Below are 23,316 nucleotides of genomic sequence, written 5' to 3'. Positions count from 1 at the left end.
ATGTACATCATCGGCATCGTCGCGGCTTGCCTTGCAGCACTGGCATACGGACTTTCGACAGTCCTGCGTGCCAAAGGGGCACAAGAGGCGGCACAGGACTCCGGCAACAGCGGATCGGCGAGCGGTGCACTAGCGGCGTTGCGCAATCCGACGTTTTTCCTCGGCACACTGACCGTGATGCTCGGATTCGTCGGCGGAGCGGTCGCGGCGCGTTTCCTGCCGCTGTTCCTCGCGCAGTCGATCGTGGCGGGCAACCTCATCGTGACGGCGCTGTTGGGCACGGTGATGCTCCACACCGCGCTGCACGCCAAGGACTGGGCGGCGATACTCCTCGTCGTATTCGCACTGTGCGTACTGGGCGCATCGGCGTCGAAGGAGGCGTCGACACACGCCGACATGATGTTCCACTGGGCGCTCTTCGCGGTCACCACCGCGGTTGCCGTCTTCGGCGTCGCGGTCATGCGGATACTCGGAAGCCGCGGAGCCATCTTCGGCGGCGCAATCGCGGGTCTCATGTACGGCGCGCTGGCAGTTGCGGTGCGCGTGCTCGACGGCGTCTCCCCGTTCGACCCCCTCACGGTGCTGAAAGATCCGGCGGCGTGGACCATCGCGATCGCGGGTGCCATGGCGTTCTACATCCAGACCCTTGCGCTGCAGATCGGACCGGTCAACGCCGTCACCGCGGTGCTCGTCGTCGGAGAGACGGGTCTTCCCGCCATCGTCGGCGTGGTGTTCCTCGGCGACAAAGCCGTCGACGGATTGGGGTGGCTCGCGGCCGTCGGCTTCGTGTGCGCCATCATCGGGGCGTCGCTGGTTGCGTGGTTGACAAGCGAGGAAGGCGAGCAGCCCGCCGCGCAGGGAGCGCACACCTAGACTTGGACACCATGAGCACCGATGATGTCGCCGAACAGATCCTGCGCACCTTCGACACGATCACGGTCGTCGGGGCCAGCGCCAACCCCGCCAAGCCGTCGAACGGGGTTCCCGCGCTGATGAAGTCGCTGGGCTGGCGCATCATTCCGGTCAATCCCACTGCCGAGACGATTGTCGGGGAGACCGTCTACCCGACCCTCGCCGACGTTCCGGAGCAGGTCGATTTCGTCGACGTCTTCCGCCCGTCGGCCGACTGCCCGCAGATCGCCCGTGAAGCCGTCGCCGCGGGCGCGAAGGCGCTCTGGTTGCAGTTGGGGATCACGTCTCCGGAGGCGCGCGCGATCGCCGAGGAAGCCGGCCTGCTCTACGTCGAGGATCGCTGTCTCAAGATCGAGCAGCAGCGCACCGGGATCACTCCGAAGTAATGAACCACGGTCCGGCGGGACTACCACTGGCGCTGCTCTTCGTGGCGTTTCTGCTGACGTTCGTCATCACCCGCGTCATCACCCGCCTGATCCGCGCGGGTAGAGGACCGTTCCGCAACAATGTCTCCGGCGGCGTGCACATCCATCACGCGGTACCCGGGATCATCCTGTTGATCATCGGCGCCATCACCTCCGTGGCCGCCGACGGCACCGCGCCCGCCGGGGAGATCGCGGCAGTGCTCATCGGTATCGGGGCGTCGTTGGTGCTCGACGAGTTCGCGATGATCCTGCACATGCAGGACGTGTACTGGTCGCGTGAGGGACAACTCTCGGTGCAGGTGGTTGCCCTCACGGTGGCGGCACTCGGGCTCCTGCTGCTCGGTCTCAATCCCGTCACCACCGACGACGACGAATCGGCGCGGTTCGGCGCAGGCCATCTCGTCATTCTCGTGGTACTCGTCGTGCACATCGGCGTGCTGCTTGTCTGCGTGGCCAAGGGCAAGTATTCGACGGCGGTGATCGGCGCCTACCTCCCGCCGGTCGCGTGGATCGGCGCAATTCGGTTGGCGCGCCCCGGTTCTCGATGGGCACGCAAACACTATTCGAAGGCAAAACAGAACCGAGCCACGTATCGCGCCGAGCATTTCGACGCGCGGTTCGGCTCCTACGGACTCAAGCTTGCCGACCTTGTAGCGGGCAGGCCGTCGCAGCCCGACCCCGACGCGCCGAGCACCGCCACCTGAGCGCCTCGCCAATCGATAGCGAACGATTGAATATGACACACTGAATACGTGAGTTCGCAGGACACGGCCAATCCGCACGACATGGGCATCAATCCGCTGCTCCTGGAGCGGCAGGTCTGTTTCGCGTTGGCCGTGGCGAATCGTTCGGTGCTGCGCATCTATCGCCGACTGCTCGAGCCGCTCGGCCTGACGCATCCGCAGTATCTGGTCATGCTCGCGCTCTGGGAATCGGAACCGAGGGCGGTCAAAGAGATTGGCGCGGTGCTTCAGCTCGACTCCGCCACGCTCTCACCGCTGCTCAAGCGACTCGAACAACAGCAGCTCATCGTGAGACGACGTCGCGGCGACGACGAGCGCAACGTCGACGTCGAACTCACGTCGTCGGGGCGTGCTCTGCGTGAGCAGGCGTTGTCGATTCCCGGAGCCGTCGTCGATGCGCTGGGCGTCGAGCTGGCTGATCTCGAAGAGCTGCACGCAGTGTTGACCCGCGTCAACACTGCCGCGGTCGCGGCGGCGAGGGTGCCGAGCGCGTAGGAGCCGAATTGCGCTCGGGTAGATAATGGACCGATGGGTCTACCGATCATCGACCTCTCCACGGCAGCTTCCGATCCCGTGGGATTCGAATCCGCGCTCCTCGACGCGACGCACCGAGTCGGCTTCTTCTACCTCGTCGGACACGGCGTCCCGCAACAGCAGATCGACGAGATCTTGGCTCTGGCCAGGCGTTTCTTCGCGCTTCCCGCGCAAGCCAAGGAGGAGATCAGCCAACTCGAGAGCCCTCACTTCCGCGGTTACTCGCGCCTCGGCGGAGAACTCACCAACTCGCAGGTCGACTGGCGCGAACAGATCGACATCGGCCCCGAGCGCGACGTGATCGAGAACGCTCAGGGATATTGGAATCTGCAGGGGCCGAACCTGTGGCCGTCTGCCCTTCCGGAGCTGCGTCCCGCGTTCGAAAAGTGGGACGCAGCGCTGTCGGGGGTCGGGCTCGAGCTGTTGCGTCACTGGGCGCACGCACTCACCGGCGACGCGACCGTCTTCGACGACGCCTTCGCGACGGCACCGGCCACCCTGATCAAGGTGGTGCGCTATCCGGGCACCACCCAGACATCGCAAGGCGTTGGCGCACACAAGGATTCAGGCGTTCTGACACTGCTGCTCGTCGAACCGGATTCGACAGGCCTGCAGGTCGAGGCGGGCGCAGACGAGTGGATCGACGCGCCGCCGCTCGAGGGCGCCTTCATCGTCAACATCGGAGAACTGCTCGAGGTCGCGACGGGTGGCTTCCTGCGGGCGACGCGACATCGGGTGCTCGCCCCGGCGCCGGGCACCGATCGGATCTCGATCCCCTACTTCCTCAATCCGGCGCTCGACGCCCGGGTCCCGACGCTCGCCCTCCCGCCCGACCTCGCGCAACTCTCACGCGGTGTCGAAGAGGATCCGGCCAATCCGCTCTACTCGACGTACGGCGAGAACGCGTGGAAGTCGAGGACACGCGCGCATCCCGACGTCGCGGCGCGTCACCACGGCTAAGGTCGGACTTATGTCCGTGTCGGGTGAGGTGTCGGTGCAGGGAGTCCAGTCATGAACGCGGTCGCGTGGATCGTCATCATCGTGACCATCGTGGTCGCGTTGATCATTCTGGCGGGAGCGGCGTGGTTCGCCGTCGACTCCGACAAGCGGGTTCGACGCTTCGCCCGCTCCAACGACCTCATCCCCGGCCAGCCGAGCCGCGCCCCGGATGACTGGACGACGTCGACCTCGCGGGAGGCTCGGATGCACCGTCGAATCCGCTACGCGATTGCCGACGTGCACCAGAACCCGTGGATCGCCAACGACGCCGGCCTGGTGGCCGAGCGCGACCGCCTCGACGCAGCCGTGTTCGACTTGGACGACAAGCTCATTCACGCCTCGACGCTCCCCGAGGAGGGGCGGGAGTCGGAGCTCGAAGCGATCGATGCCGCCATCGTCGAACTCGAGGAACTACCGAAGAAGCTGTGGGAGACGCCCGCCGAGCAGCAGCGCAGCGATATCGACGCCGCGATCAGCACCATCGGGCGCGTGTGATCTCAGGCGGTCAACTCGATCAGCTTGCGGACGGTGCGTAGGTTGCGACCCGTGCCCTGTACGCCGAGTCCTCGGGCGATCACGGGTGCCGTCAGCTTCGAGGTGCCTGCGCCCTCTGCGTAGCGGATGTGCAGGTCGGAGCCGACGACCTCACAAAGATCATTGCCGAAGTCCTTGTCCGAGAACGCTTTCAATCGATCCTCCGGTGGCGCGTCGACCAGAAAGTAGACGTAGGAGAACTTCTCGTCGACGACATCGAAAGGGTGGATGTCGAGAGCGGTCACGAGCTCGTCGCGGGAACGACTGATCACTTCACGGAAGAATCCGTAGCGCTGCTCGATTGCAGCCTCGAGTGCTCTGTCGAAATGGTTCGATGCCGCGGGTGGCGTGCAGATCAGGTTGCCAGAAGCTATGTACGTCGAGATGTCGGTTGCCCCGAGATCGGCTGCGATGCTGCGTAATTCCTTCATCGGAACTTTCGCGCCTCCGACGTTGATGGCTCTGATCAGCACTGCTCGACGTGTCATGTGTACAGTGTCGCACCGACTCTGGTGCGCGAGTAAGCGTCGTTGGTCCTGACCTGAGCGTTCAGATCACGAGTGGCCGCTCGGGTGGTGGCGGACCGACATAGCGAGCGGCGGGCCGAATGATCTTGCGGCTGTTCGCCTGTTCGAGGATGTTGGCACACCACCCGACCGTGCGGCTCACCGCGAAGGTCGGCGTGAACATCGAGCGTGGAATGCCGCAGGCGTCCATCACCACGCCGGCGTAGAACTCGACGTTGGCGTAGCGCGGGTGGTCGGGGTGCGCTTCGGCCAACGCCTGCACGATCGCCTGTTCCGCCGCGATCGCGGCGTCGACCGTCGGTCCGCCGAGACCTTGCGCGACCTCTCGCAACAGCACCGATCGCGGATCTTCGGTGCGGTAGACGGCGTGACCGAAACCCATGATCCGACGACGCTGCGCCACCTGCTCGCGCGCCCACGTCAGGGCGTCGCCATGGGCGACGATCTCGTCGAGGGAGTCGAGCGCGCGATCGGGGGCGCCGCCGTGTAACGGACCCGAGAATGCGCCGAGCGCGCCGCACAAGGCCGCGTGGACGTCGGCTCCTGTCGACGCGATGACACGCGCGGTGAAGGTCGAGGCGTTGAATCCGTGATCCATGGTCAGAATGAGGTACTGCTCGACGGCGCGGGCGTACTCCCGTGATGGCTCGGTGCCGGTGATGAGGTAGAGCCAGTTGGTTGCGACGCTCAGGTCGTCTCGCGGCGTAAGCGGCTCCTGGCCTGTGCGAATGCGGTGCAGCGCTGCGAGGATCGTCGGCGTGAGTGCGGTTGCCCGCAGAGCGTCGAATTGCCGCGCCTGCGCGTCGGAATCCCAGAGGGGCCGCACCCCGAAGGTGGGGCCGAGCGCCGACATCACCGTGCGCAGACCGGTCAGGAGTTCACGTTCTCCACCGAGCATTGCCGACGTCGCCAGGATGCCGGATATCTCGTCGGGGAGTGTCCGCAGCGCTCTGGTCGCCGCGACGAAGGAGCGCAACTCTGCCTCGTCGGGTAGACGCCCGTGCACGAACAGGAACCACACGTCGTCGAAGGTCTTGGTGCGCGCGAGGTCGAGCGCCGAGAATTCACGGTAGTGGTAGAAGCCCTCATCGCCACGGACATCGCCGATTTCGGTGTCGGCAACGACGACGTTCGCGAGGCCTGCGGGCGCGATCAGCACATCAGTCATGACTGCAACGATCACCCCTTGGTGCATCATCGTCAATGTTGATTCAATCAATATGTGCAACGCATTCATCGACGCCGCTGGCCGACCCCTGTGCACCATGACGGACGCGACTACTTGACGACAGCACAGGTCGCAAAGGTGTTGGGGGTCAAGACATCAACGGTCTACGCCTACGTCAGTCGTGGACGGTTGCAGAGTCAGCGGATCGACGGTGTCTCGGGGAGCGTGTTTCCGGTCGACGAGGTCGAGAAGTTGTTGACCGAAGGCCGTCCACGGCCGCCGGCGGGCGTCGTCGAACGCATCCGGACGCAACTGTCCTATCTGCACGACGACCGGCTGTACTACCGGGGACACGACGTCGGCGACCTGGCGCGGGACATGTCATTCGAGCAGGTGGCGGCACTGTTGTGGGAGCAATCGTGGCCAGATACTCCGCCAGGAGTGGTCGGCGATGTGCCGGGGCGAGTCGACGCCGCGCTTGGCCCGACCGCGCGAGGTCTTGATCGAATCCGGCTGATCGTCGACCTCCTCGGAGCCGACGACGCGCGCAGGCATCAACTCGATCCCGCAGCGGTGGCCGACAAGGCGGTGACGATTCTGGAGGCGATCGTCGGAACCGAAGTCGTCGACGATTCTCATGTCGGCGTTGATGGATTCGCGGCGCGGCTCTGGCCCCTTCTGTCAGACGAGCCCTTGACGCCGGAGCGGGTGGGGATGCTCAATGCGGCGCTCGTGCTGCTCGCCGACCACGATCTGTCCGCGGGAACGGTCGCAGCCCGCGTTGCGGCGAGCGCGAGGGGAAGCGTGTACGCGGTGATCAGTGCGGGCCTCGGCGCGTTCGACGGTCCGATGCACGGCGGCGCAACGACTTTCGCGTACCGGTTTCTTGCCCAAGCTCTCGACGATCCGGAGTCGGTTGTCGGTGAACGCTTGCGCATGGGCGATCGGATTCCGGGTACCGGGCATGTCGTCTACCGGCAGAGCGACCCGCGCGCGGTGACGTTGATGGAAATGCTGCGGGACGCGGGTGACGGGGACCCGCGTGTGATGAGAGCGGTGTCGAGTGTGATGGGTGCGCTGGGGTCGTCGACATTCGTCAACTCGGACTTCGCGTTGGCCGCGCTCGCCCTGAGCTATCGGATGCGCCCCGATGCCGCGGAGACGATCTTCGCCGTCGCGCGGATGGTCGGGTGGACCGCGCACGCGCTCGAGGAGTATGGCGAGAAGCGGCTGCGGTTTCGGCCCGAGGGCGTGTACACGGGCGTGCGGCCGGTGGGGGTGTGATCTCGACAAGCTCGATCAGCGGGGGCGGGCTCGATCAGCGGGGGCGGCTCGATCAGCGCGGCAGAACGGCCACGGCGAACGTGCGGCGGTAGGGCAGCACCGTGCCCCAGTCGCGGGCGGGGTAGGCGGCGCGGAGTCGGCGCTTGAGCTCTTCGCTGAAGTCGTCGCGCAGTTCGTCGGGTAGCGCTTCGAGGAAGGGGCGGGCGCCGGTGCCGGAGATCCAGTCGAAGACCGGGTCGTCGCCCTTGTCCTTGAGGACGTGCAGATACGTCGACTCCCACGCGTTGACCTCGAAGCCGCGCTCGGCAAAGAAGTTGAGGTAGAAGTCGGGTGCTAGCCACGGCAGCCGCCGGACATCGCCGCAGTACTGCGAGTAGGGCTCCTCCTCGGCGAGTTCGTTGAGGCTGCGGTACGTGGCCGCGCCGGTGTTGTTGGGCACCTGGATCGCGAAAGCACCGCCGTCGTTGAGATGGGGCAGCAGTCTCTCGATCGCGACTTCCTGATCGGGGACCCACTGGAACACCGCGTTCGACAAGAACAGGTCGACGGGTTCTGGAGGTGTCCACTCGGTGAGGTCGGCGACGTCGTAGTTGGCCAACCCGTCCATGTTCTCGCGGATGGCCTCGGTGATCATCTCGGTCGAGGCGTCGATTCCGAGAACCAGGGCTTCCGGCCAGCGTTCGCGTAGGTGCTTGGTGTGCTGCCCAGGCCCGCATCCGAGGTCGACGATGGTCGACGGATTGGTCGGCACCTCGGCGATCAGATCGAGGAAGGGGCGGGCACGAGCGTCGGAGAATTGTAGGTATCGACTCGGATCCCAGACCGGCATGCAACCAACTCTATGCAATTCACAGCGATCATGGCAGTGGGTAACCTGGGAGGAGTGTCAGAGACTCTCGTGAACGATGATGACAACGCACTGGTGACGGCCGCATCGGCCGACGCGGATGTCGTCGAAATTTCTACCGACGGCGCCTGCCTGGGCAATCCCGGGCCGGGCGGATGGGGTGCGGTCCTGCGATACCGCGGCCACGAGAAGCAGATCTCCGGCGCTGAACCCGATACCACCAACAACAAGATGGAACTGACGGCAGCGATCGAGGGCCTCGCCGCACTGACCAAGCCGTCGACGGTGATCCTCTACACCGACTCGAGTTACGTCCGAAACGGCATCACCAAGTGGGTGAGTGGCTGGCAGCGAAACGGGTGGAAAACCGCAGACAAGAAACCCGTGAAGAATGCAGATCTGTGGCGCCGCCTCGTGGAGGAGGAGAAGCTGCACAAGGTGACCTGGAAATGGGTGAAAGGTCATGCGGGAGATCACTACAACGAGATCGCTGACACGCTGGCAACATCTGCCGCCAAGAAACTCGCTGGACGTGAGTGATGAGTTCGTCTGCCTCGCAAACTGATTCGACGATCACGGTCGCCGTCCTCCCCGAACGTGATCAGCACATCACCGCGGCGCTCGACGACGTCGGTGCGACGCAAACCGACCTCGACGCCGCGCGAGTCCTGATCTGGCTTGGCGGAGCGTCGGGATTCCCCGATCTCCCCGACACCGTCGAATGGGTGGCGTTGAAGACGGCGGGGATCGAAGAGTTCGTCTCCGCAGGCATTCTCGACGACAAGCGTGTCTGGACGAACGCGTCGGGCTTCTATGCGGAGAACGTCGCCGAGCACGCACTCGCGCTCCTGCTCGCCGGGCTGCGGCAGATCAACTCATCGGTGCGGTGGGGTTGGGACAAAGACCACATCGATCCCGCGGTGCGCACACTGCGCGGCGCGACCGTGGCGATCATCGGGGCCGGCGGTATCGCGAGATCGCTGATTCCACGCCTGAAGGCTTGTGGCGCTTCGGTTCTCGCGGTGAACCATTCGGGACGTGAGGTCGACGGCGCTCAGCGCACGCTGCCGTCGTCGCGGATGGATGAGGTGTGGTCGTCGTGCGATCACGTGGTCCTCGCCGCGCCGTCGACTCCGGAAACCCATCACCTGGTCAATGGAAAGGTGTTGGCGCAGTTGCCCTCCCACGCGTGGGTGGTCAACATCGCACGCGGGCCGCTCGTCGACCAACAGGCGCTGTACTGGGCGCTCAAGGGGCATGAGATCGCGGGTGCCGCACTTGACGTGACCGATCCCGAACCGCCCGCGCGCAACGATCCGCTGTGGTCGCTGTCGAACGTGATCATCACACCTCACATCGCCAACCCGGCGTCGGGTCTCACCCGCGAACTCGCGCCGTGGATCGCGGAGAACCTCCGCCGATTCCGCGCAGGAGAAGACCTCGTGTCGACCGTGGCGGCTGGTCACGATTACTGAGTCGCCCATCGTCGTCTGCGGGGTGTCAGGGTGCGGGAAAAGTACTGTCGGACTGGCGCTCGCCGCACGTCTGGCGGTGCCGTTTGTCGATGCCGACGATCTGCACCCGGCCGCCAACATCGCGAAGATGGCCGCGGGACATCCACTGACCGACGCCGATCGCTTGCCCTGGCTCGACGTGGTCGGTACCTGGCTCGCCGAGCACGACGACGGCGTGGCCGCCTGTTCGGCGTTGCGCCGTGCCTATCGGGATCGACTGCGCGGCAGTGCTCCCAGGGCGTTCTTCGTGATGCTCGCCCTCGGCAGAGACGCGGCACATGCGCGCGTGCACGGGCGGCGTGATCACTTCATGCCTGCTGCGCTCATCGACTCGCAGTTCGCCGCGCTCGAACCACCCGGACCCGACGAGCAGGGGATGATCGTCGACGCCGCGCTGCCGCTCGACGTGATCGTCGATCAGGTGTTGCGTTAGAGCGCGCTCTAAGGCCTAGCGTTGCTGTCATGAGTACAGATCACCTCATGAGCAGGGCGTTGGCCACGTTGAACGAACTCGACGGTCCACTGTCGGTCGAGGTCATCCACCGCCTTGTCGAAGCCGACGAGATCGACGAACCGCTGACCATCGCACAGACCGCCGCGATGCTCGACGTCTCGGCGCACACACTGCGGTACTACGAGCGAATCGGACTCGTCGACGTGCCCCGCGACGCGTCGGGAAACCGGCTCTACGACGCCGACGCCGTGCGCAGACTCGTCTTCGTGACACAAATGAGACTGTCGGGCATGGCCATTCGCGACCTCCAGCACTACGTCGAACTCGTCGACGAGGGCGACGACACCGTGCCGGAGCGGCTCGAGATGCTGCTAGAACACCGCGACACCATTCGACGCCAGATCTCCGAACTCACGCTGTCGCTGGCAGCAACCGAATACAAGATCGCCACCTACGGCGGAAGGACTCAGCCATGACTGCATCAACAGACTCGACAACCCGGAACCGCAGGCGCATCGGTTCCCTCGAGGTCTCACCGCTCGGATTGGGTTGTATGGGAATGAGTTTCGCTTACGGCGAGGCCGACCAGGACGAGGCGAGGGCGACGCTGCATCACGCACTCGATGTCGGGGTCAACCAACTCGACACCGCCGACGTCTACGGCGTGGGCGCCAACGAGGAACTGCTCGCGCAGGTTCTGGCCGACCGGAGAGACGACGTGGTGCTCGCGACCAAGTTCGGTATCGAGATCGATCCCGAAACCGGTTATCCCAACGGCGAAGTCGACGGTTCGCCGGAGTACCTGCGGTCCGCCGTCGATGCCTCGCTGCGACGTCTCGGCGTCGACACCATCGACCTCTACTACCTGCATCGCGTCGACCCGAAGCTGCCGATCGAGGAGACTGTCGGGGCGATGGCAGAGTCGGTGGCCGCCGGTAAGGTTCGCGAGCTCGGGATCAGCGAGGCCAATGCCGACACCCTGCGTCGCGCAGCGACGGTGCACCCCATCGCGGCATTGCAGTCGGAGTGGTCGTTGTTCAGTCGCGACGTCGAATCGTCGGATGTGGTTGCCGCGCGTGAACTGGGTGTCACGATGGTGCCCTACAGTCCGCTTGGTCGCGGCATGTTGACGGGATCTGCTGCGGCAGTGCAGGTTTCCGACGGTGACTTCCGTTCGACGCTCCCGCGGTGGCAGGCCGAGAACCTCGACCACAACCTCGCTCTCGTCGACGAGGTACGCACCGTGGCAACCGAGGTCGGCGCCACGCCGGGTCAGGTCGCGTTGGCGTGGCTGCTGGCTCAGGGTGACGACGTCGTCCCGATCCCCGGCACCAAGCGCACGCGCTACCTCGACGAGAACCTCGGCGCGCTGTCGGTGGAATTGAGTTCAGATCAGCTCGAGCGATTGTCGACGCTGCGCCCCGCAGGCGACCGCTACCCCGACATGAATTGGGTGGCGGGCCGGTCGTCGTAGTTCATACCGCGCCCCTTTGCCAAAATCTAGAACGTGTTGCAGTTCTGTGGCATTGTCGGGAGTCGTGATCCTGGACAGATTCCGACTCGACGACACCGTCGCGATCATCACGGGTGCGGGGCGCGGCCTCGGAGCGGCGATCGCTGTCGCGTACGCCGAGGCGGGCGCCGATGTGGTGATCTCCGCGCGCAGCGAAAGCGAACTGGAGAAGGTGGCCGCCGAGGTCGCCGACCGAGATAGGCGTGCGCGCGTCGTCGTCGCCGACCTTTCCGATCCCGACGCTGCAGCGGCGCTCGCGCAGACCGCCGTCGACACGTTTGGACGGCTCGACACCGTCGTGAACAACGTCGGCGGCGCGATGCCACGACCGCTGCTCGACACCTCACCGAAGAATCTGAGCGATGCGTTCGGTTTCAACGTCGCCAATGCTCATGCGCTGGTCACGGCTGCGGTTCCGAGGGTGTTGGAGACCGCGGGCTCGGGATCGATCATCAACATCACTTCTGCTGTGGGGCGGCTGCCGGGCCGGGCGTACGCGGCATACGGCACGGCCAAGGCCGCGCTCGCGCACTACACGCGGCTCGCGGCGATGGACCTCAATCCGCGCATCCGGGTCAACGCGATCGCGCCCGGGGCGATCCTGACGTCGGCCCTCGACATCGTGGCCGCCGACGACACCATGCGGACCGCGATCGAGAACGCGACACCGATGCGCCGTCTCGGCGAGCCCGAAGACATCGCCGCCGCGGCCGTCTACCTCGCGTCACCTGCCGGTGCCTACGTGACCGGAAAGGTGCTCGAGGTCGACGGCGGAATCATCGCTCCGAACCTCGACCTACCGATCCCCGATCTGTAGGACGCGCGGCTCAGGAGGCGACGAGTCGTGGTTGTCGGCCAGCCAACTCTGCCAGTCATCGACGGTGTCGAACAGCAGCGTCGGGGCGTCGGCTTTGGCCATGTTGACACGGTAGTCGGGGCCCGTGACGTGGGTACTGTTGTCTCATGGATCAGTTCCTGCACTTCGCGGGCGATTACTGGTGGCTGATATTTCCGATCGGTGGAGTCGCCGGTGGTTGGTTCGGTTCGCTCGCGCGGTACAACGAGAAGCGTCGACGCGACAAGATCGAACTCGCCCGGGTCAAGGCGAGCGCGCAGACCGAACAGCTACGACTCACCCAGGCCGACAAGGCGTCCGTCACCAAGGTGCTCGAGAAGCACGACGCGATAGATCAGCGATGGTTCGGGTACGAACTCGACCTGGCGACGCTGATCGAGTTCCCCATGATGACCGACATGCGTGAGCCGCTGACGCTCGCGTTCCATCGCGCGAAGATCCGCGCCGACGACCTGCGCCCGACGTCGGCCGACCAGAAGCTGGACCCACTCGAGTTCGAGCGCTACCGCGACGCCGTCGGCGACTACGAGGCCGCCTTCGACGCAGCAGAGCGCGAGGCGCGGCGTCGGAAACAGTCCGACTTCTCGCCCGTCGAGCGCGAATCACTCGACCGCGCGCGCAAACTGATCTCCGTCGCCGCCGACGCCGCCGCCACGCCCGCCGAACGCCAGGCCGCCTACCGCAAGGCGCGCCAGGAGCTCGACGGACTCATCGACATCCCCGACGTCGCCGCCGCCCAGATCGAGCAGCGAATCGCGGGCGAGCTGGAGCGCTGAAACGGCCGCTGCGTCGAGTAGCGATTGGGCTCGTCGGATCGGCAACTCACGCGCGCCGTCGACGCGGGCACCCTCGTGCGAGTGTGGCCCGGCGCCTACGTGCTGCCCGACAAGAGCCGTACGCCGGAGGTCAAGCATCGGCTGAAGGCCGTCGCGGCAACGCTCCTATCCGAATCCGACGTACCGCTGAGTCATCAGTCGGCGGGAGTGCTCCACGGGATGTCGCTGCTGTTCCCCGATCTCGCGCGGGTGCACTTGACCACTGGGCACAAGACCGGCGGACGCATCGAAACCCAGCGGCATCTGCACTCCGGTCGGCTGGGGCCCGACGACGTCACGGTGATCGACGGCATCGTGGTGACGTCGCTGGAGGTCACCGCCGTCGACATCGCGTGCAGCGGCAACTTCTACCAGGCGCTGGCCGTGCTCGACTCCGCGCTGCGACTCGGTGCCGATCGCGAGAAGATGTCGGCGCTCCTCGATTCTCGACGCCGCGGAGTTGCCGTTGCCCGCAAGGCGCTTGCGTTCGCGAGCCCACTGGCCGACAACGCGGGCGAGTCGTGGGGCAGAGGTCAGATGATCGTCGCCGAGCTGCCTGTTCCACGACTGCAGCGAGAGTACTTCGACGCCGACGGCCAATTCGTCGCCAAGGTCGACTACGACTGGGAGGGCAAGCTCGTCGGCGAGTTCGACGGGATGCGCAAGTACACCAAGGATCTGGGCGACGACGAGACCGCGCTCGACGTGATGAAGCGCGAGAAGGCCCGCGAAGATGGCGTCAGGCGCCTCGGGCCGATGGTGATCCGATGGGTGTGGGCCGATCTACGAAAGAACCGCGTGGTGCCGATGGTGCGAGAGTGGCTGGAGCGCTTGGAGATTGCCGGGCAAGGTCAAGCCTCCGAGTCGACGGCCCCGGCGAACTGGCTGCGGTACAGCCGGCAGTACGCGCCCTGAGCGGCGAGCAGCCCGTCGTGGGTGCCCTGCTCGACGATGTGCCCGTCTTCCATCACCACGATGACGTCGGCGTCGCGGATGGTCGAAAGGCGGTGCGCGATAACGAAACTCGTGCGGTCGGTGCGCAGCGCGGCCATCGCTTTCTGGATGAGCAGCTCGGTGCGGGTGTCGACGGAGCTGGTGGCCTCGTCGAGAATCAGGATGGTCGGGCGGGCGAGGAAGGCGCGCGCGATCGTGATGAGCTGTCGCTCACCGGCACTCACGCCGCCGCCTTCGTCGTCGAGCATTGTCTCGTAGCCGTCGGGCAGGATGCGGACGAAGTGGTCGACGTGGCTCATGCGCGCGGCCTCGAGGACCTCCTCGCGCGATGCCGTGGGGTCGCCGTAGGCGATGTTCTCGTAGATGGTTCCGCCGAACAGCCACGAGTCCTGCAGCACCATTCCGGTGCGCTCGCGCAGGTCGTCGCGGGTCATCTCACGGGATTCGACGCCGTCGACGGTGATGGTTCCGGAGTCGACGTCGTAGAAGCGCATGATGAGGTTGACCAGGGTGGTCTTTCCCGCGCCGGTCGGTCCGACGATCGCGACCATGTGACCGGGACGTGCGACGAGTGAGAGGTCGTCGATGAGCGGTTTGTCGGCGACGTAGCGGAACGAGACGTCGTCGAATTCGATGAGCCCACGGTCGTGCTCGGGCGTCTTCGGGTTCTTCGGGTCGGGGGTCTGTTCGTCGGCGTCGAGGATGTCGAAGATGCGCTCGGCCGACGCCACGCCGCTCTGCAGCAGGTTGACCATCGACCCGATCTGCGTGAGCGGCTGCGTGAACTGACGTGAGTACTGGATGAACGCCTGCACCTCGCCGAGGCTCAACGCGCCCGATGCCACGCGCAGTCCGCCGACGACGGCGACCGCCACGTAGTTGAGGTTGCCGAGGAACATGATCGTCGGCATGACGGTGCTCGAGATGAACTGTGCACGCCAACTCGACTGGTACAGCTTCTCGTTGCGCTCGTCGAATTCGGATTCGACGTCGGCCTGACGATTGAACGCGGTCACCAATTCGTGCCCGGTGAACGCCTCTTCGACCTGGGCGTTGAGCTTGCCGGTCGACGACCACTGCGCCAGGAAGTGCGGCTTGGAGCGCTTGGCGATCAGCGCGGTTGCGCCCGCGGCCAGCGGCACGGTGACAAGCGCGATGAGCGCCAGCAGAGGCGAGATCCAGAGCATCATCACCAGGATCGCGATCACCATCAGGACGGAGTTCAGCAACTGGGAGATGGTCTGCTGCAACGTCTGTGACAGATTGTCGAGGTCGTTGGTGACGCGACTGAGCAGATCGCCGCGCGCGGTGGCGTCGTAGTAGCTCAGAGGGAGGCGGTGGATCTTTGCCTCGACCTCTGCGCGCAGATGCTTCACGGTGCCGACGACGACGATGTTGAGCAGATAGGCACCGAGCCACGACAACAGCGCCGAGCCGACGTAGAGCGCGAGCACGATCAACAAGACGCGGCCGACGTCGCCGAAGTCGATGCCCACACCCGGGGTGACGTTCATCGAGTTCACCATGTCGGCGAGGGTGCCGTTGCCGCGCTCGCGCAGCCCCTCGACCGCCTGCGCCTTGGTGGTCCCCGCGGGAAGCATCTTGCCGACGACGCCGTCAAAAATGATGTTGGTGGCGTCGCCGAGCACTCGTGGTGCGAACGCCGTGAGGATCACCGATCCGATGATCGACAACACGACGACGCTCATCGAGGTCCGGTAGGAGAACAGTAATCCGATGAGCCGCTTGATCGACGGGACGAACGACCGCGCCTTGGCCACGACTGGTCCCGCAGCCATCGGGCCGCGGCCTGGCCCCGGGGGAGCGGGGGCTGCGCCGCCTGCGCGGGTCATGCAGACTCTCCGATCGCGAGCTGAGACTCCGCTATTTCGCGGTACGTCTCGGAGGTCGCGAGAAGTTCGTCGTGCGTGCCGATCCCGACGATCCGACCGCGATCGAGTACGACGATCTGCTCGGCGTCGACGATGGTCGAGATGCGCTGGGCGACGATGATGACGGCGGACTCCGACGTCGCGGGTGCGAGTGCGGCGCGTAGGCGTGCGTCCGTGGCGACGTCGAGGGCCGAGAACGCGTCGTCGAAGAGGTAGACCGACGGTTTGCGCACCAGCGCACGGGCTATGGCGAGGCGCTGACGTTGACCACCCGATACCGTGGTGCCGCCCTGGGAGATCGGGGTGTCGAGGCCGTCGGGCATACGCTCGACGAAGTCGGCGGCCTGCGCGATGCGCAACGCCTCCCAGACCTCCTCGTCGGTGGCGTCGGGTTTGCCGTTCCGAATGTTCGACGCGACGGTCCCCGAGAACAGGTATGGGCGCTGCGGGACGAGGCCGATGGCATCGCGCAGGGTGTTGGGGTCGAGGCGTCGGACATCGGTGTCGCCGACGCGAACCTCACCGGCGGTGACGTCGATGAGTCGTGGCACCAGACCGACGAGTGTGGTCTTGCCGGAGCCGGTCGAGCCGACGATGGCGGTTGTGGTGCCGGGCTCGACGCGAAAGCTGATGTCGGACAGGACGGGATCGTCGGCACCTGGATAGCGGAACTGTGCCCCTCTGAACTCGACAGTGGACGGTTGCGCGGCGAAGGGCACCGGATCTTGTGGTGCGCCGACGGAGGTCTCGGTGTCGAGGACCTCGCAGATGCGCTCGGCACAGACTGTTGCGCGCGGCGCCATCATTGCGAGGAACGACGCCATCATCACCGACATCAGGATCTGCATGACATAGGTGATCATCGCGGTCAGCGCGCCGATCTCGATGCTGCCGTCGGACACCAGATGGCCGCCGAACCAGATGATCGCGACGATGGTGACGTTCGTGATCAGCATGACGGACGGGAACATCAACGCCTGCATCCGGCCGACGCGCAGCGTGGCCTGGGCGAGGCTGTCGTTCGCGGTGGCGAAGCGGTCGATCTCGTAACGTTCGCGCACAAACGCACGGACCACTCGGATACCTGTGATCTGTTCGCGCAGAACACGATTGACCGCGTCGATGCGCTCCTGCATCGCGCGGAAGCCGGGGATCATACGCGCGATGATGACGCCCATCGCGACCGCGAGAACCGGCACCGCCACGACGAGCACCCACGACAACTGTGACCCGACCTTGATGCCCATGATGATGCCGCCGATGCACATGATGGGCGCCATCACCAGGATGGTGGTGCTCATGACGATCAACAACTGCACCTGCTGGACGTCGTTGGTGGTGCGGGTGATCAACGACGGCGCACCGAACGTCCCCATCTCCCTGGCCGAGTAGGTGTTGATCCTGTGCAACAGGTCGTGTCGGATGTCGCGTCCGGTCGCCAGTGCAGCCCGTGAGCCGAAGTACTGGGCGATGATGGTGCACACGATCTGGGCGATCGTGATGACCAGCATGACCGCACCGACGCGCAGGATGTACGACGTGTCGCCCTTCGCGACGCCGTTGTCGATGATGTCGGCATTCAGCGTCGGCAGGTACAACATGGCCACCGTCGCGATGAGCTGCAGTATCACGACGGCGAGCATGTGCCAGGGATACCGCGAGAGGTATGTCCGGATGAGGCGGGTCAGCATGTGGCGCTCACTCACACGACGCTAGCAAGCCGCGCCGACACCGTGCGAGACGTTTTCGGGGCGAACCCGTCCGACGGTGGGCGCAACCCGTCAGGCGGACGTCAACGCGACTGCCGCTTCGCCGGTGTAGGTGAGGTAGGTGAAGGACTCCTGGAAGTACAGGTTCACCACGTCGGCGTCGTGAGAGTCGTAGCCGATCGAGACATCCTGACCGATGGTCAGCTCGAAATCTCCTCCGCGCGTTGACAATACGAACGCTCCGGTGATTGCGGGTGCCCACACGATCTCGCCGTCGATCAGACGCTGGATGTGCTGGCGAACCGGATAACCGTGATTCGACGTCTCGTTGACGAGGTTGTACACATCGGCCGAGAGCGCGATGGAGTAGGGCCCGTCGATCGACGCGAGCTTGAGCGTCGAGAGGGCCGCGCTGAACGCCTCGGGGTAGTCACGCACGTCCTCGGGCAGCGGGATCGGTGTCGCGGTGGCCTCGGCGCGGATGCCCGAGATGCCGGCGGCGGCATATCCCTCGAAGATCGCGCGGTCTTCGGCCAGCGCGAGCTCGCGTGCGGCGTCGACCACCGGATCCCAGTCCGAATCCTCCGCGCCACGGTCGACGTCGTCGATGGCCTCGCGCGTGACGGTGAACGGCACCTTGAGTTCGATCAGCGGCTGCACGCTGCGCTTGAACGCCTGGATGCCATCGGCGGGGGCGTCGATCTTGGTGCGGTGGCCACGGGTGACCGATGACGCCTCGAGTCCGAGTGGTCCCTTGACGTCGACGAGTCGACGGCCCGCGATGTTGCGCTTGAACGACCGCGCTGCCTCTTCTTCGATGGCCTCCCAGGCGGACGCGGAGATGGGGGCGAGTTCGCGATGCAGATTGTTCATGGTGCGTCTCCTGGTAGTCGGTGGCGGGTTGTGTTGGCGAGTTGTGTTGTCAGGCAGAAGGTTGCGGGTGATTCACGAGGAGCGCAGCGATCCGATTCCCAGCGACCCGTCGCCGGGGTCGGTCGGCTCGGGTGGCGGAACCGGCGATGCGGCGTCGAGCGTGACCGGTGCGGGTGCGGGCACATCGTGGGGAGCGTCGTCGTCGGAATCCGATTCGGCGGCGGCTGGGGCGTCGGGGAGGTCGTCGAAGAAATCGACGGTCGGGGTGAAGAACTGTGCCCCGGTCACGGCGGTCGTGAAGTCGAGCAGCCTGTCGTAGTTTCCGGGCGGATCGCCGATGAACATCTTGCGCAGCATCTCTTCGGTGACGTCGGGCGCCGAGGAGTACGCGATGTAGAAGGTGCCGGAGTCGCCGATGCCCGAGGCCTCGCCGTAGGGCATGTTGTCGCGGACGACGTCGATCTGCTCGCCATTGACGTCGTTGACCACATTGAGCGCGATGTGCGAGTTGGTCGGTTTCACGTCGTCGGACATCTCGATGTTGTCGAGTTTGGTGCGCCCGATCGCCGCCTCCTGGTCTTCGACCGAGATCGAATCCCATTCCTTGAAGTCGGTGACATAGCGCTGGATGGCGACGTAGCTACCGCCCGCGTACGCGGGGTCTTCGTCGCCGACGGTGATCGCGTCGATCGCAGCCTGGCCGACGGGATTCTCGGTGCCGTCGACGAAGCCGATGAGGTCGCGTAGGTCGAAGTAGCGGAAGCCGTGCACCTCGTCGACGACCGTCACGGCGTCGCCGAGTTCGCTCATCAACATGCGGCCGAGCTCGTAGCAGAGGTCCATCGCGTCGGCCTTGAGGTGCAGCAGCAGGTCGGCGGGAGTCGCAGGGGCCGTGTGGACATCGCCCGCGTACTCGACGAAGGGTCGAAGCGACTTGGGGCGATTGCCTGCGAACAGGCGGTCCCACGCATCCGAGCCGATCGACACGATGCCCGCGAGCGCCTGCTCGGGCGCTCGGGACGATACGGAGTTGATGCGCGACCCGAGGACGTCGAACATTCCCCGGACGGCGTCCTCGCCACCCGCGTTGATCGTCAGGACGAGGAACAACGCGTGCTTTGTTTTGCGTGTCAGAATCGTCTGCGGTACGGGCACGGTTTTCACTCTAGTGCAGCGCGCAATCCGCGCCGGTGAAAGTGTGTCCTCACGAAACTCAGGCCAGGCACACCGGTTGTCTACGACGCCTGTTGACTCAGCCCCGCGCAACCGCTCGCCCGGCGGCGCGGCCCGAGAAGATACAGCCGCCGAGGAACGTTCCCTCGAGTGCGTTGTAACCGTGCACACCACCGCCGCCGAATCCGGCGACCTCGCCAGCGGCATAGAGGCCGTCGAAGACCGAACCGTCGGGTCGCATCACGGCCGACTCGAGGTTGGTCTCCAGACCGCCCAACGTCTTTCGCGTCAGGATGTTCAGGCGCACCCCGATCAGCGGTCCGTGGGCAGGGTCGAGGATCTTGTGCGGCTTGGCCACACGCACGATCTTGTCGCCGAGGAACTGGCGCGCGTTGGTGATCGCCATCAACTGCGCGTCTTTGGAGAACTTGTTGTCGATCTCGTTGTCGCGTGCCGAGATGGTTCGCTCGACGTGCTGCAGATCGAGCTTGGGACCGCGGGTGATCTCGTTCATGCCCGCGACGAGTTCTGCGAGATTATCGGCGACGACGAAGTCGCTGCCGTTCTTCAGGAAGGCCTCGACAGGACCGGGCGCGCCTTTCGCGAAACGGCTCTTCGCGGCGAACTTGAGGTCTTTGTCGGTGATGTCGGGGTTCTGCTCCGAACCCGACAGCGCGAACTCCTTCTCGACGATCGACTGCGTCAGGATGAACCACGAATAGTCGTAGCCGGTCGCGAGGATCTCGCGCATCGTCGAATTGGTGTCGAAGCCGGGGAAGTTGGGCGGCTTGAGCCGATTGCCGTTGGCGTCGAGCCAGAGCGACGACGGCCCGGGGATGATGCGGATGGCGTGGTCGGGCCAGACGGGATCCCAGTTGTGGATGCCCTCGGTGTAGTGCCACATGCGGTCGCGGTTGACCAGGCTTGCGCCCGCTTCCTCTGCGATGCCGAGCATGCGACCGTCGACGTAGGCGGGGACACCGGAGATCATCGTCTTCGGGGCGGGTCCGAGGCGCTCCGTCGGCCAGTTCTTACGGATCAGCTCGTGGTTGTGACCGATGCCGCCGGTCGTGACGATGACCGCACCGCCGCGGATCTCGAAGTCGCTGATCTCATCGCGGTTCGACGCCTCGCCGCGGCCGGCAGCAGTCGGGGCGAGCTTTGACCCGCGCACACCGACAGCAGTGCCGTCTTCGACGACGATCTCGTCGACGCGATGCCGGAAGCGGAACTCGACGAGTCCGCGGCGCTCGGCGTCGAGCACGGGTTCGGCGAAGATGCGGACCACCTCGGGGCCGGTGCCCCAGGTCAGGTGGAAGCGCGGCACCGAGTTGCCGTGGCCGTCGGCGAATCCGCCGCCGCGTTCTGCCCACCCGACGACCGGTGTGATGCGCAGACCGAGATCGTGCAGGTACTGACGCTTCTCCGTGGCCGCGAAGTCGACGTAGGCGCGAGCCCACTGTCGAGGCCAGTAGTCCTCGTCGTCGCGGTCGAAGCCCGCAGAGCCCATCCAGTCCTGCAGCGCCAGCTCTGCGGAGTCGTGGATGCCCAGTCGACGTTGTTCGGGAGTGTCGACGAGGAAGAGGCCACCCAGCGACCAGAACGCCTGTCCACCGAGGTTGTTGCGGTTCTCCTGGTCGACGACGATCACCCGACGACCCGCCTTGGTGAGTTCGTAGGTGGCGACGAGTCCGGCCAGGCCGGACCCGACGACGATGGCGTCGGCTTGTCCTGCATCCACATGCGCTGTGTTCACGAGAGCCTTCCTCGATATGTCCTGCTTATGGGACGACCCTATCCCCGGGGTCTCCGGTGAGGTAGCGCCGACGGGTATCGAGATGTGACAACCGACATGTGACAACTGAGTGCCCTGTGACCTAGTTGACGCTGCGCAGGTATGGACCGTGCGTGTGACGTGGGTAATGATCATCTGCGTGTCTCAACCGACGGTCAAGGGTCGATGTACCTTTTGCTGCTGCGTTATGCAGCCGTTACACTCTGTCGCGTTGGGGACCAACTCAGTCGGCAAGGCCGCTGGCCCCATTTCCTGCCCGTATGAACGAGGCCCGTCCGGGTCAAGATCGTAAGGACTTTTCTCATATGTTGACTCGTGCGCGCAAGCGCCTCGTTGCCGCTGTGGGCGCCATGGCGGCGCTCGGCGGCCTGACCATGGCCGTGGCCCCGGAAGCCCACGCGGCCGGCCAGACCGAATACGTGTACTCCGCATCGATGCACAAGAACATCCCGGTTCGCATCGTCGACGGTGGCGGCGGAGGTCCCAAGCCCACCCTCTACCTCCTCGACGGTCTGCGTGCGCCCAACAACACCAGCGGCTGGCTGCAGAACAACACCGGCGCCGACCGCTTCATGGCCGGCAAGGGCACCAACCTGGTCATCCCCTTCGGTGGTGGCGGCAGCTTCTACACCGACTGGGAGCGTCCCGACCCCAAGCTGGGCGTGAACAAGTGGGAGACGTTCCTGACGCGCGAACTTCCCGCGTACATGAAGAAGAACCACAACTCCGACAACCGACGTAACGGAATTGCCGGTCTGTCGATGTCGGGAACGTCGGCGCTGAACCTCGCGTCGCGGCACCCGGGCTTCTACAAGGCGGTCGCGTCCTACAGCGGTTACCCGACCGTCACCTTCCCCGGCTTCACGCAGGGCATCCAGGCGTCGGTTGCGACCATGGGCGGCGACCCCAACAACATGTGGGGCTTCTTTCCGGCAGGCGAGTGGTTCCAGAATGATCCGTTCCTGAGTGCCAACAACCTCGCGGGCCACTACGTGTACCTGTCGTCGGGCACCGGTCTCGGCAGCAAGTTCGACAGCTCGATCAACCCGAGCAGCGCGAACTTCAACCCGGTCAAGTTCTCGCAGATGGTTCCGCTCGAGGTGGCCGCATCGGTCAGCACGCGGCTCTACATTCCGCGCGTCGCAGTGGTCCCGGGCGTCAAGCTCACCACGCACGTCACCCCCGACGGCGACCACTGGTGGGATCGTCCGACTCAGCGCATCCCACGCGTCGAGGGGCCCGCGGCCTCCGACGCTGAGGAGGGCGACGACCAGCCGACCCGCCAGGTGCCCGCGGTCGATGAGGACTCGTCGGACGACACACCCCGCTCCGCGCTGGACGAGGCCCGCGCCTTCCGACGCCGCGGCACGCAGGACTCGGGCGAGTAGGACAACCCGAGGCCACTTCTCTCGCTGGTTGAGCGGCGGCGAGCGCAGCGAGTAGCCGAGTCGAAACCACCACCCCCCGCTGGTCGGGCTGGCCCGCCTTTACCGCTGGTTGAGCCCGCCCGCCTTAGCGCTGGTTGAGCCCTCCCGCCTTCCCGCTGGTTGAGCGGCCGCGAGCGAAGCGAGCAGCCGAGTCGAAACCACTCACCCGCTGAGCTGAGCCGCCTTAGCGCTGGTTGTGCCCTCCCGCCTTCCCGCTGGTTGAGCGGCCGCGAGCGAAGCGAGCAGCCGAGTCGAAACCACTCGCCCGCACCCACACCCCACCCACACAAACGACGAGGGGCCGGGGACAAAACGCGGGCCCGGCCGCGGGGGGGGGAGGGGGGGAGGGGCGGGGCGGCCGGGCACAA

The 23,316-nt window shown here is 65.5% G+C and carries 24 protein-coding genes and 1 pseudogene; 16 read left to right on the top strand and 9 right to left on the bottom strand.

The features are described 5' to 3' along the window. The 6 genes from A5766_RS22830 (at position 1) to A5766_RS22805 (ending at position 4,108) form a co-directional block, all read left to right on the top strand. The gene (locus A5766_RS22830) at positions 1 to 873 is read left to right on the top strand and encodes a DMT family transporter (protein WP_064906598.1); all 873 of its coding nucleotides are present in this window, start codon (positions 1 to 3) and stop codon (positions 871 to 873) included. Positions 874 to 884: 11 nt separating this feature from the next. Further along, positions 885 to 1,298 (top strand): CoA-binding protein, encoded by a 414-nt coding sequence (locus A5766_RS22825; protein ID WP_039854736.1) that lies wholly within the window; start codon positions 885 to 887, stop codon positions 1,296 to 1,298. After that, positions 1,298 to 2,041 carry a hypothetical protein gene (locus A5766_RS22820; protein ID WP_005203295.1) on the top strand — a complete coding sequence of 248 codons (744 nt, stop codon included), beginning with the start codon at positions 1,298 to 1,300 and terminating at the stop codon, positions 2,039 to 2,041. The genes A5766_RS22825 and A5766_RS22820 overlap by 1 nt, the downstream gene beginning before the upstream one ends. A gap of 81 nt (positions 2,042 to 2,122) precedes the next feature. Beyond that, positions 2,123 to 2,575, top strand: a complete 453-nt coding sequence (locus tag A5766_RS22815; protein WP_051993741.1) for a MarR family winged helix-turn-helix transcriptional regulator — start codon at positions 2,123 to 2,125, stop codon at positions 2,573 to 2,575. A 33-nt stretch (positions 2,576 to 2,608) separates the two neighbouring features. Continuing rightward, complete coding sequence (locus A5766_RS22810) at positions 2,609 to 3,574, top strand: isopenicillin N synthase family dioxygenase (RefSeq protein ID WP_005203293.1); 966 nt, start codon at positions 2,609 to 2,611, stop codon at positions 3,572 to 3,574. Between the two features lie 51 nt (positions 3,575 to 3,625). Next, the gene (locus A5766_RS22805; protein WP_005203292.1) at positions 3,626 to 4,108 is read left to right on the top strand and encodes a hypothetical protein; all 483 of its coding nucleotides are present in this window, start codon (positions 3,626 to 3,628) and stop codon (positions 4,106 to 4,108) included. Between the two features lie 2 nt (positions 4,109 to 4,110). Here A5766_RS22805 and A5766_RS22800 read toward each other — a convergent pair whose 3' ends face one another. Together A5766_RS22800 and A5766_RS22795 are read right to left on the bottom strand one after the other, a co-directional pair. Further along, positions 4,111 to 4,635 (bottom strand): DUF1697 domain-containing protein, encoded by a 525-nt coding sequence (locus tag A5766_RS22800; RefSeq protein WP_064906596.1) that lies wholly within the window; start codon positions 4,633 to 4,635, stop codon positions 4,111 to 4,113. 61 nt (positions 4,636 to 4,696) lie between these two features. Beyond that, entirely contained in the window at positions 4,697 to 5,842 is a 1,146-nt protein-coding gene (locus tag A5766_RS22795) for a citrate/2-methylcitrate synthase (RefSeq protein ID WP_064861270.1), read from the bottom strand. Positions 5,843 to 5,896: 54 nt separating this feature from the next. Here A5766_RS22795 and A5766_RS22790 point away from each other — a divergent pair, with 54 nt between their 5' ends. Beyond that, positions 5,897 to 7,126 carry a citrate synthase gene (locus tag A5766_RS22790; RefSeq protein ID WP_064861269.1) on the top strand — a complete coding sequence of 410 codons (1,230 nt, stop codon included), beginning with the start codon at positions 5,897 to 5,899 and terminating at the stop codon, positions 7,124 to 7,126. Between the two features lie 52 nt (positions 7,127 to 7,178). On the opposite strand, the gene A5766_RS22785 is transcribed toward A5766_RS22790, so the two are convergent. Further along, positions 7,179 to 7,955 (bottom strand): methyltransferase domain-containing protein, encoded by a 777-nt coding sequence (locus A5766_RS22785; RefSeq protein WP_005203288.1) that lies wholly within the window; start codon positions 7,953 to 7,955, stop codon positions 7,179 to 7,181. A gap of 69 nt (positions 7,956 to 8,024) precedes the next feature. Between A5766_RS22785 and rnhA the strand changes: the two genes are divergently transcribed. The 6 genes from rnhA to A5766_RS22755 all read left to right on the top strand — a co-directional run bounded on the left by rnhA (position 8,025) and on the right by A5766_RS22755 (position 12,271). Beyond that, positions 8,025 to 8,513 (top strand): ribonuclease HI, encoded by a 489-nt coding sequence (gene rnhA, locus A5766_RS22780; RefSeq protein ID WP_039854734.1) that lies wholly within the window; start codon positions 8,025 to 8,027, stop codon positions 8,511 to 8,513. Next, positions 8,513 to 9,448 carry a D-isomer specific 2-hydroxyacid dehydrogenase family protein gene (locus A5766_RS22775; protein WP_005203285.1) on the top strand — a complete coding sequence of 312 codons (936 nt, stop codon included), beginning with the start codon at positions 8,513 to 8,515 and terminating at the stop codon, positions 9,446 to 9,448. Before rnhA ends, A5766_RS22775 begins: the two co-directional genes overlap by 1 nt. Continuing rightward, complete coding sequence (locus A5766_RS22770; protein WP_064906595.1) at positions 9,441 to 9,920, top strand: gluconokinase; 480 nt, start codon at positions 9,441 to 9,443, stop codon at positions 9,918 to 9,920. The genes A5766_RS22775 and A5766_RS22770 overlap by 8 nt, the downstream gene beginning before the upstream one ends. A gap of 29 nt (positions 9,921 to 9,949) precedes the next feature. After that, a complete protein-coding gene (locus A5766_RS22765; RefSeq protein WP_064906594.1) occupies positions 9,950 to 10,417 on the top strand; it encodes a MerR family transcriptional regulator in 468 nt (155 codons plus the stop codon). Continuing rightward, positions 10,414 to 11,415, top strand: coding sequence for an aldo/keto reductase (locus tag A5766_RS22760; protein WP_039854698.1), 1,002 nt, complete (start codon positions 10,414 to 10,416; stop codon positions 11,413 to 11,415). The genes A5766_RS22765 and A5766_RS22760 overlap by 4 nt, the downstream gene beginning before the upstream one ends. 64 nt (positions 11,416 to 11,479) lie before the next feature. Next, positions 11,480 to 12,271 carry an SDR family oxidoreductase gene (locus A5766_RS22755; protein WP_039854733.1) on the top strand — a complete coding sequence of 264 codons (792 nt, stop codon included), beginning with the start codon at positions 11,480 to 11,482 and terminating at the stop codon, positions 12,269 to 12,271. Here A5766_RS22755 and A5766_RS25400 read toward each other — a convergent pair. Then, positions 12,251 to 12,373: a hypothetical protein gene (locus A5766_RS25400; RefSeq protein ID WP_267626561.1), complete on the bottom strand. Its 123-nt coding sequence runs from the start codon at positions 12,371 to 12,373 to the stop codon at positions 12,251 to 12,253. The two genes, A5766_RS22755 and A5766_RS25400, sit on opposite strands and share 21 nt — an antisense overlap. A gap of 44 nt (positions 12,374 to 12,417) precedes the next feature. Here A5766_RS25400 and A5766_RS22750 point away from each other — a divergent pair, with 44 nt between their 5' ends. Together A5766_RS22750 and A5766_RS22745 are read left to right on the top strand one after the other, a co-directional pair. Beyond that, positions 12,418 to 13,086, top strand: coding sequence for a hypothetical protein (locus A5766_RS22750; protein ID WP_005203260.1), 669 nt, complete (start codon positions 12,418 to 12,420; stop codon positions 13,084 to 13,086). Between the two features lie 24 nt (positions 13,087 to 13,110). Next, positions 13,111 to 14,040, top strand: a complete 930-nt coding sequence (locus A5766_RS22745) for a type IV toxin-antitoxin system AbiEi family antitoxin domain-containing protein (protein ID WP_064861482.1) — start codon at positions 13,111 to 13,113, stop codon at positions 14,038 to 14,040. On the opposite strand, the gene A5766_RS22740 is transcribed toward A5766_RS22745, so the two are convergent. The 5 genes from A5766_RS22740 to A5766_RS22720 all read right to left on the bottom strand — a co-directional run bounded on the left by A5766_RS22740 (position 13,977) and on the right by A5766_RS22720 (position 21,482). Beyond that, complete coding sequence (locus tag A5766_RS22740) at positions 13,977 to 15,932, bottom strand: ABC transporter ATP-binding protein (RefSeq protein WP_064906593.1); 1,956 nt, start codon at positions 15,930 to 15,932, stop codon at positions 13,977 to 13,979. The genes A5766_RS22745 and A5766_RS22740 overlap by 64 nt on opposite strands. Continuing rightward, positions 15,929 to 17,662 (bottom strand): ABC transporter ATP-binding protein, encoded by a 1,734-nt coding sequence (locus A5766_RS22735; protein WP_039854731.1) that lies wholly within the window; start codon positions 17,660 to 17,662, stop codon positions 15,929 to 15,931. Before A5766_RS22735 ends, A5766_RS22740 begins: the two co-directional genes overlap by 4 nt. Positions 17,663 to 17,752: 90 nt before the next feature. Further along, complete coding sequence (locus A5766_RS22730) at positions 17,753 to 18,553, bottom strand: family 1 encapsulin nanocompartment shell protein (RefSeq protein ID WP_005203247.1); 801 nt, start codon at positions 18,551 to 18,553, stop codon at positions 17,753 to 17,755. Between the two features lie 72 nt (positions 18,554 to 18,625). Beyond that, complete coding sequence (locus A5766_RS22725) at positions 18,626 to 19,708, bottom strand: Dyp-type peroxidase (RefSeq protein WP_039854729.1); 1,083 nt, start codon at positions 19,706 to 19,708, stop codon at positions 18,626 to 18,628. Positions 19,709 to 19,805: 97 nt separating this feature from the next. Then, entirely contained in the window at positions 19,806 to 21,482 is a 1,677-nt protein-coding gene (locus A5766_RS22720; RefSeq protein ID WP_411349812.1) for an FAD-binding dehydrogenase, read from the bottom strand. 344 nt (positions 21,483 to 21,826) lie between these two features. Here A5766_RS22720 and A5766_RS22715 point away from each other — a divergent pair. Continuing rightward, positions 21,827 to 22,726, top strand: a pseudogene (locus A5766_RS22715) (alpha/beta hydrolase); the annotation flags it as partial. Between the last annotated feature and the right edge of the window lie 590 nt (positions 22,727 to 23,316).

The organism is Gordonia sp. 852002-51296_SCH5728562-b (assembly GCF_001665475.1).
GTDB classification, from domain to species: domain Bacteria; phylum Actinomycetota; class Actinomycetes; order Mycobacteriales; family Mycobacteriaceae; genus Gordonia; species Gordonia sputi.
The sequence above is the reverse complement of the archived record's forward strand: the minus strand, read 5'-3'. Positions and strand labels throughout refer to the sequence as shown.

Coding starts and splice junctions, on each gene's coding strand:
- A5766_RS22830 (WP_064906598.1), top strand. CDS start 1: ATGTACATCATCGGCATCGTCGCGGCTTGCCTTGCAGCACTGGCATAC.
- A5766_RS22825 (WP_039854736.1), top strand. CDS start 885: ATGAGCACCGATGATGTCGCCGAACAGATCCTGCGCACCTTCGACACG.
- A5766_RS22820 (WP_005203295.1), top strand. CDS start 1,298: ATGAACCACGGTCCGGCGGGACTACCACTGGCGCTGCTCTTCGTGGCG.
- A5766_RS22815 (WP_051993741.1), top strand. CDS start 2,123: ATGGGCATCAATCCGCTGCTCCTGGAGCGGCAGGTCTGTTTCGCGTTG.
- A5766_RS22810 (WP_005203293.1), top strand. CDS start 2,609: ATGGGTCTACCGATCATCGACCTCTCCACGGCAGCTTCCGATCCCGTG.
- A5766_RS22805 (WP_005203292.1), top strand. CDS start 3,626: ATGAACGCGGTCGCGTGGATCGTCATCATCGTGACCATCGTGGTCGCG.
- A5766_RS22800 (WP_064906596.1), bottom strand. CDS start 4,635: ATGACACGTCGAGCAGTGCTGATCAGAGCCATCAACGTCGGAGGCGCG.
- A5766_RS22795 (WP_064861270.1), bottom strand. CDS start 5,842: ATGACTGATGTGCTGATCGCGCCCGCAGGCCTCGCGAACGTCGTCGTT.
- A5766_RS22785 (WP_005203288.1), bottom strand. CDS start 7,955: ATGCCGGTCTGGGATCCGAGTCGATACCTACAATTCTCCGACGCTCGT.
- A5766_RS22775 (WP_005203285.1), top strand. CDS start 8,513: ATGAGTTCGTCTGCCTCGCAAACTGATTCGACGATCACGGTCGCCGTC.
- A5766_RS22765 (WP_064906594.1), top strand. CDS start 9,950: ATGAGTACAGATCACCTCATGAGCAGGGCGTTGGCCACGTTGAACGAA.
- A5766_RS22760 (WP_039854698.1), top strand. CDS start 10,414: ATGACTGCATCAACAGACTCGACAACCCGGAACCGCAGGCGCATCGGT.
- A5766_RS25400 (WP_267626561.1), bottom strand. CDS start 12,373: ATGGCCAAAGCCGACGCCCCGACGCTGCTGTTCGACACCGTCGATGAC.
- A5766_RS22750 (WP_005203260.1), top strand. CDS start 12,418: ATGGATCAGTTCCTGCACTTCGCGGGCGATTACTGGTGGCTGATATTT.
- A5766_RS22740 (WP_064906593.1), bottom strand. CDS start 15,932: ATGACCCGCGCAGGCGGCGCAGCCCCCGCTCCCCCGGGGCCAGGCCGC.
- A5766_RS22735 (WP_039854731.1), bottom strand. CDS start 17,662: ATGCTGACCCGCCTCATCCGGACATACCTCTCGCGGTATCCCTGGCAC.
- A5766_RS22730 (WP_005203247.1), bottom strand. CDS start 18,553: ATGAACAATCTGCATCGCGAACTCGCCCCCATCTCCGCGTCCGCCTGG.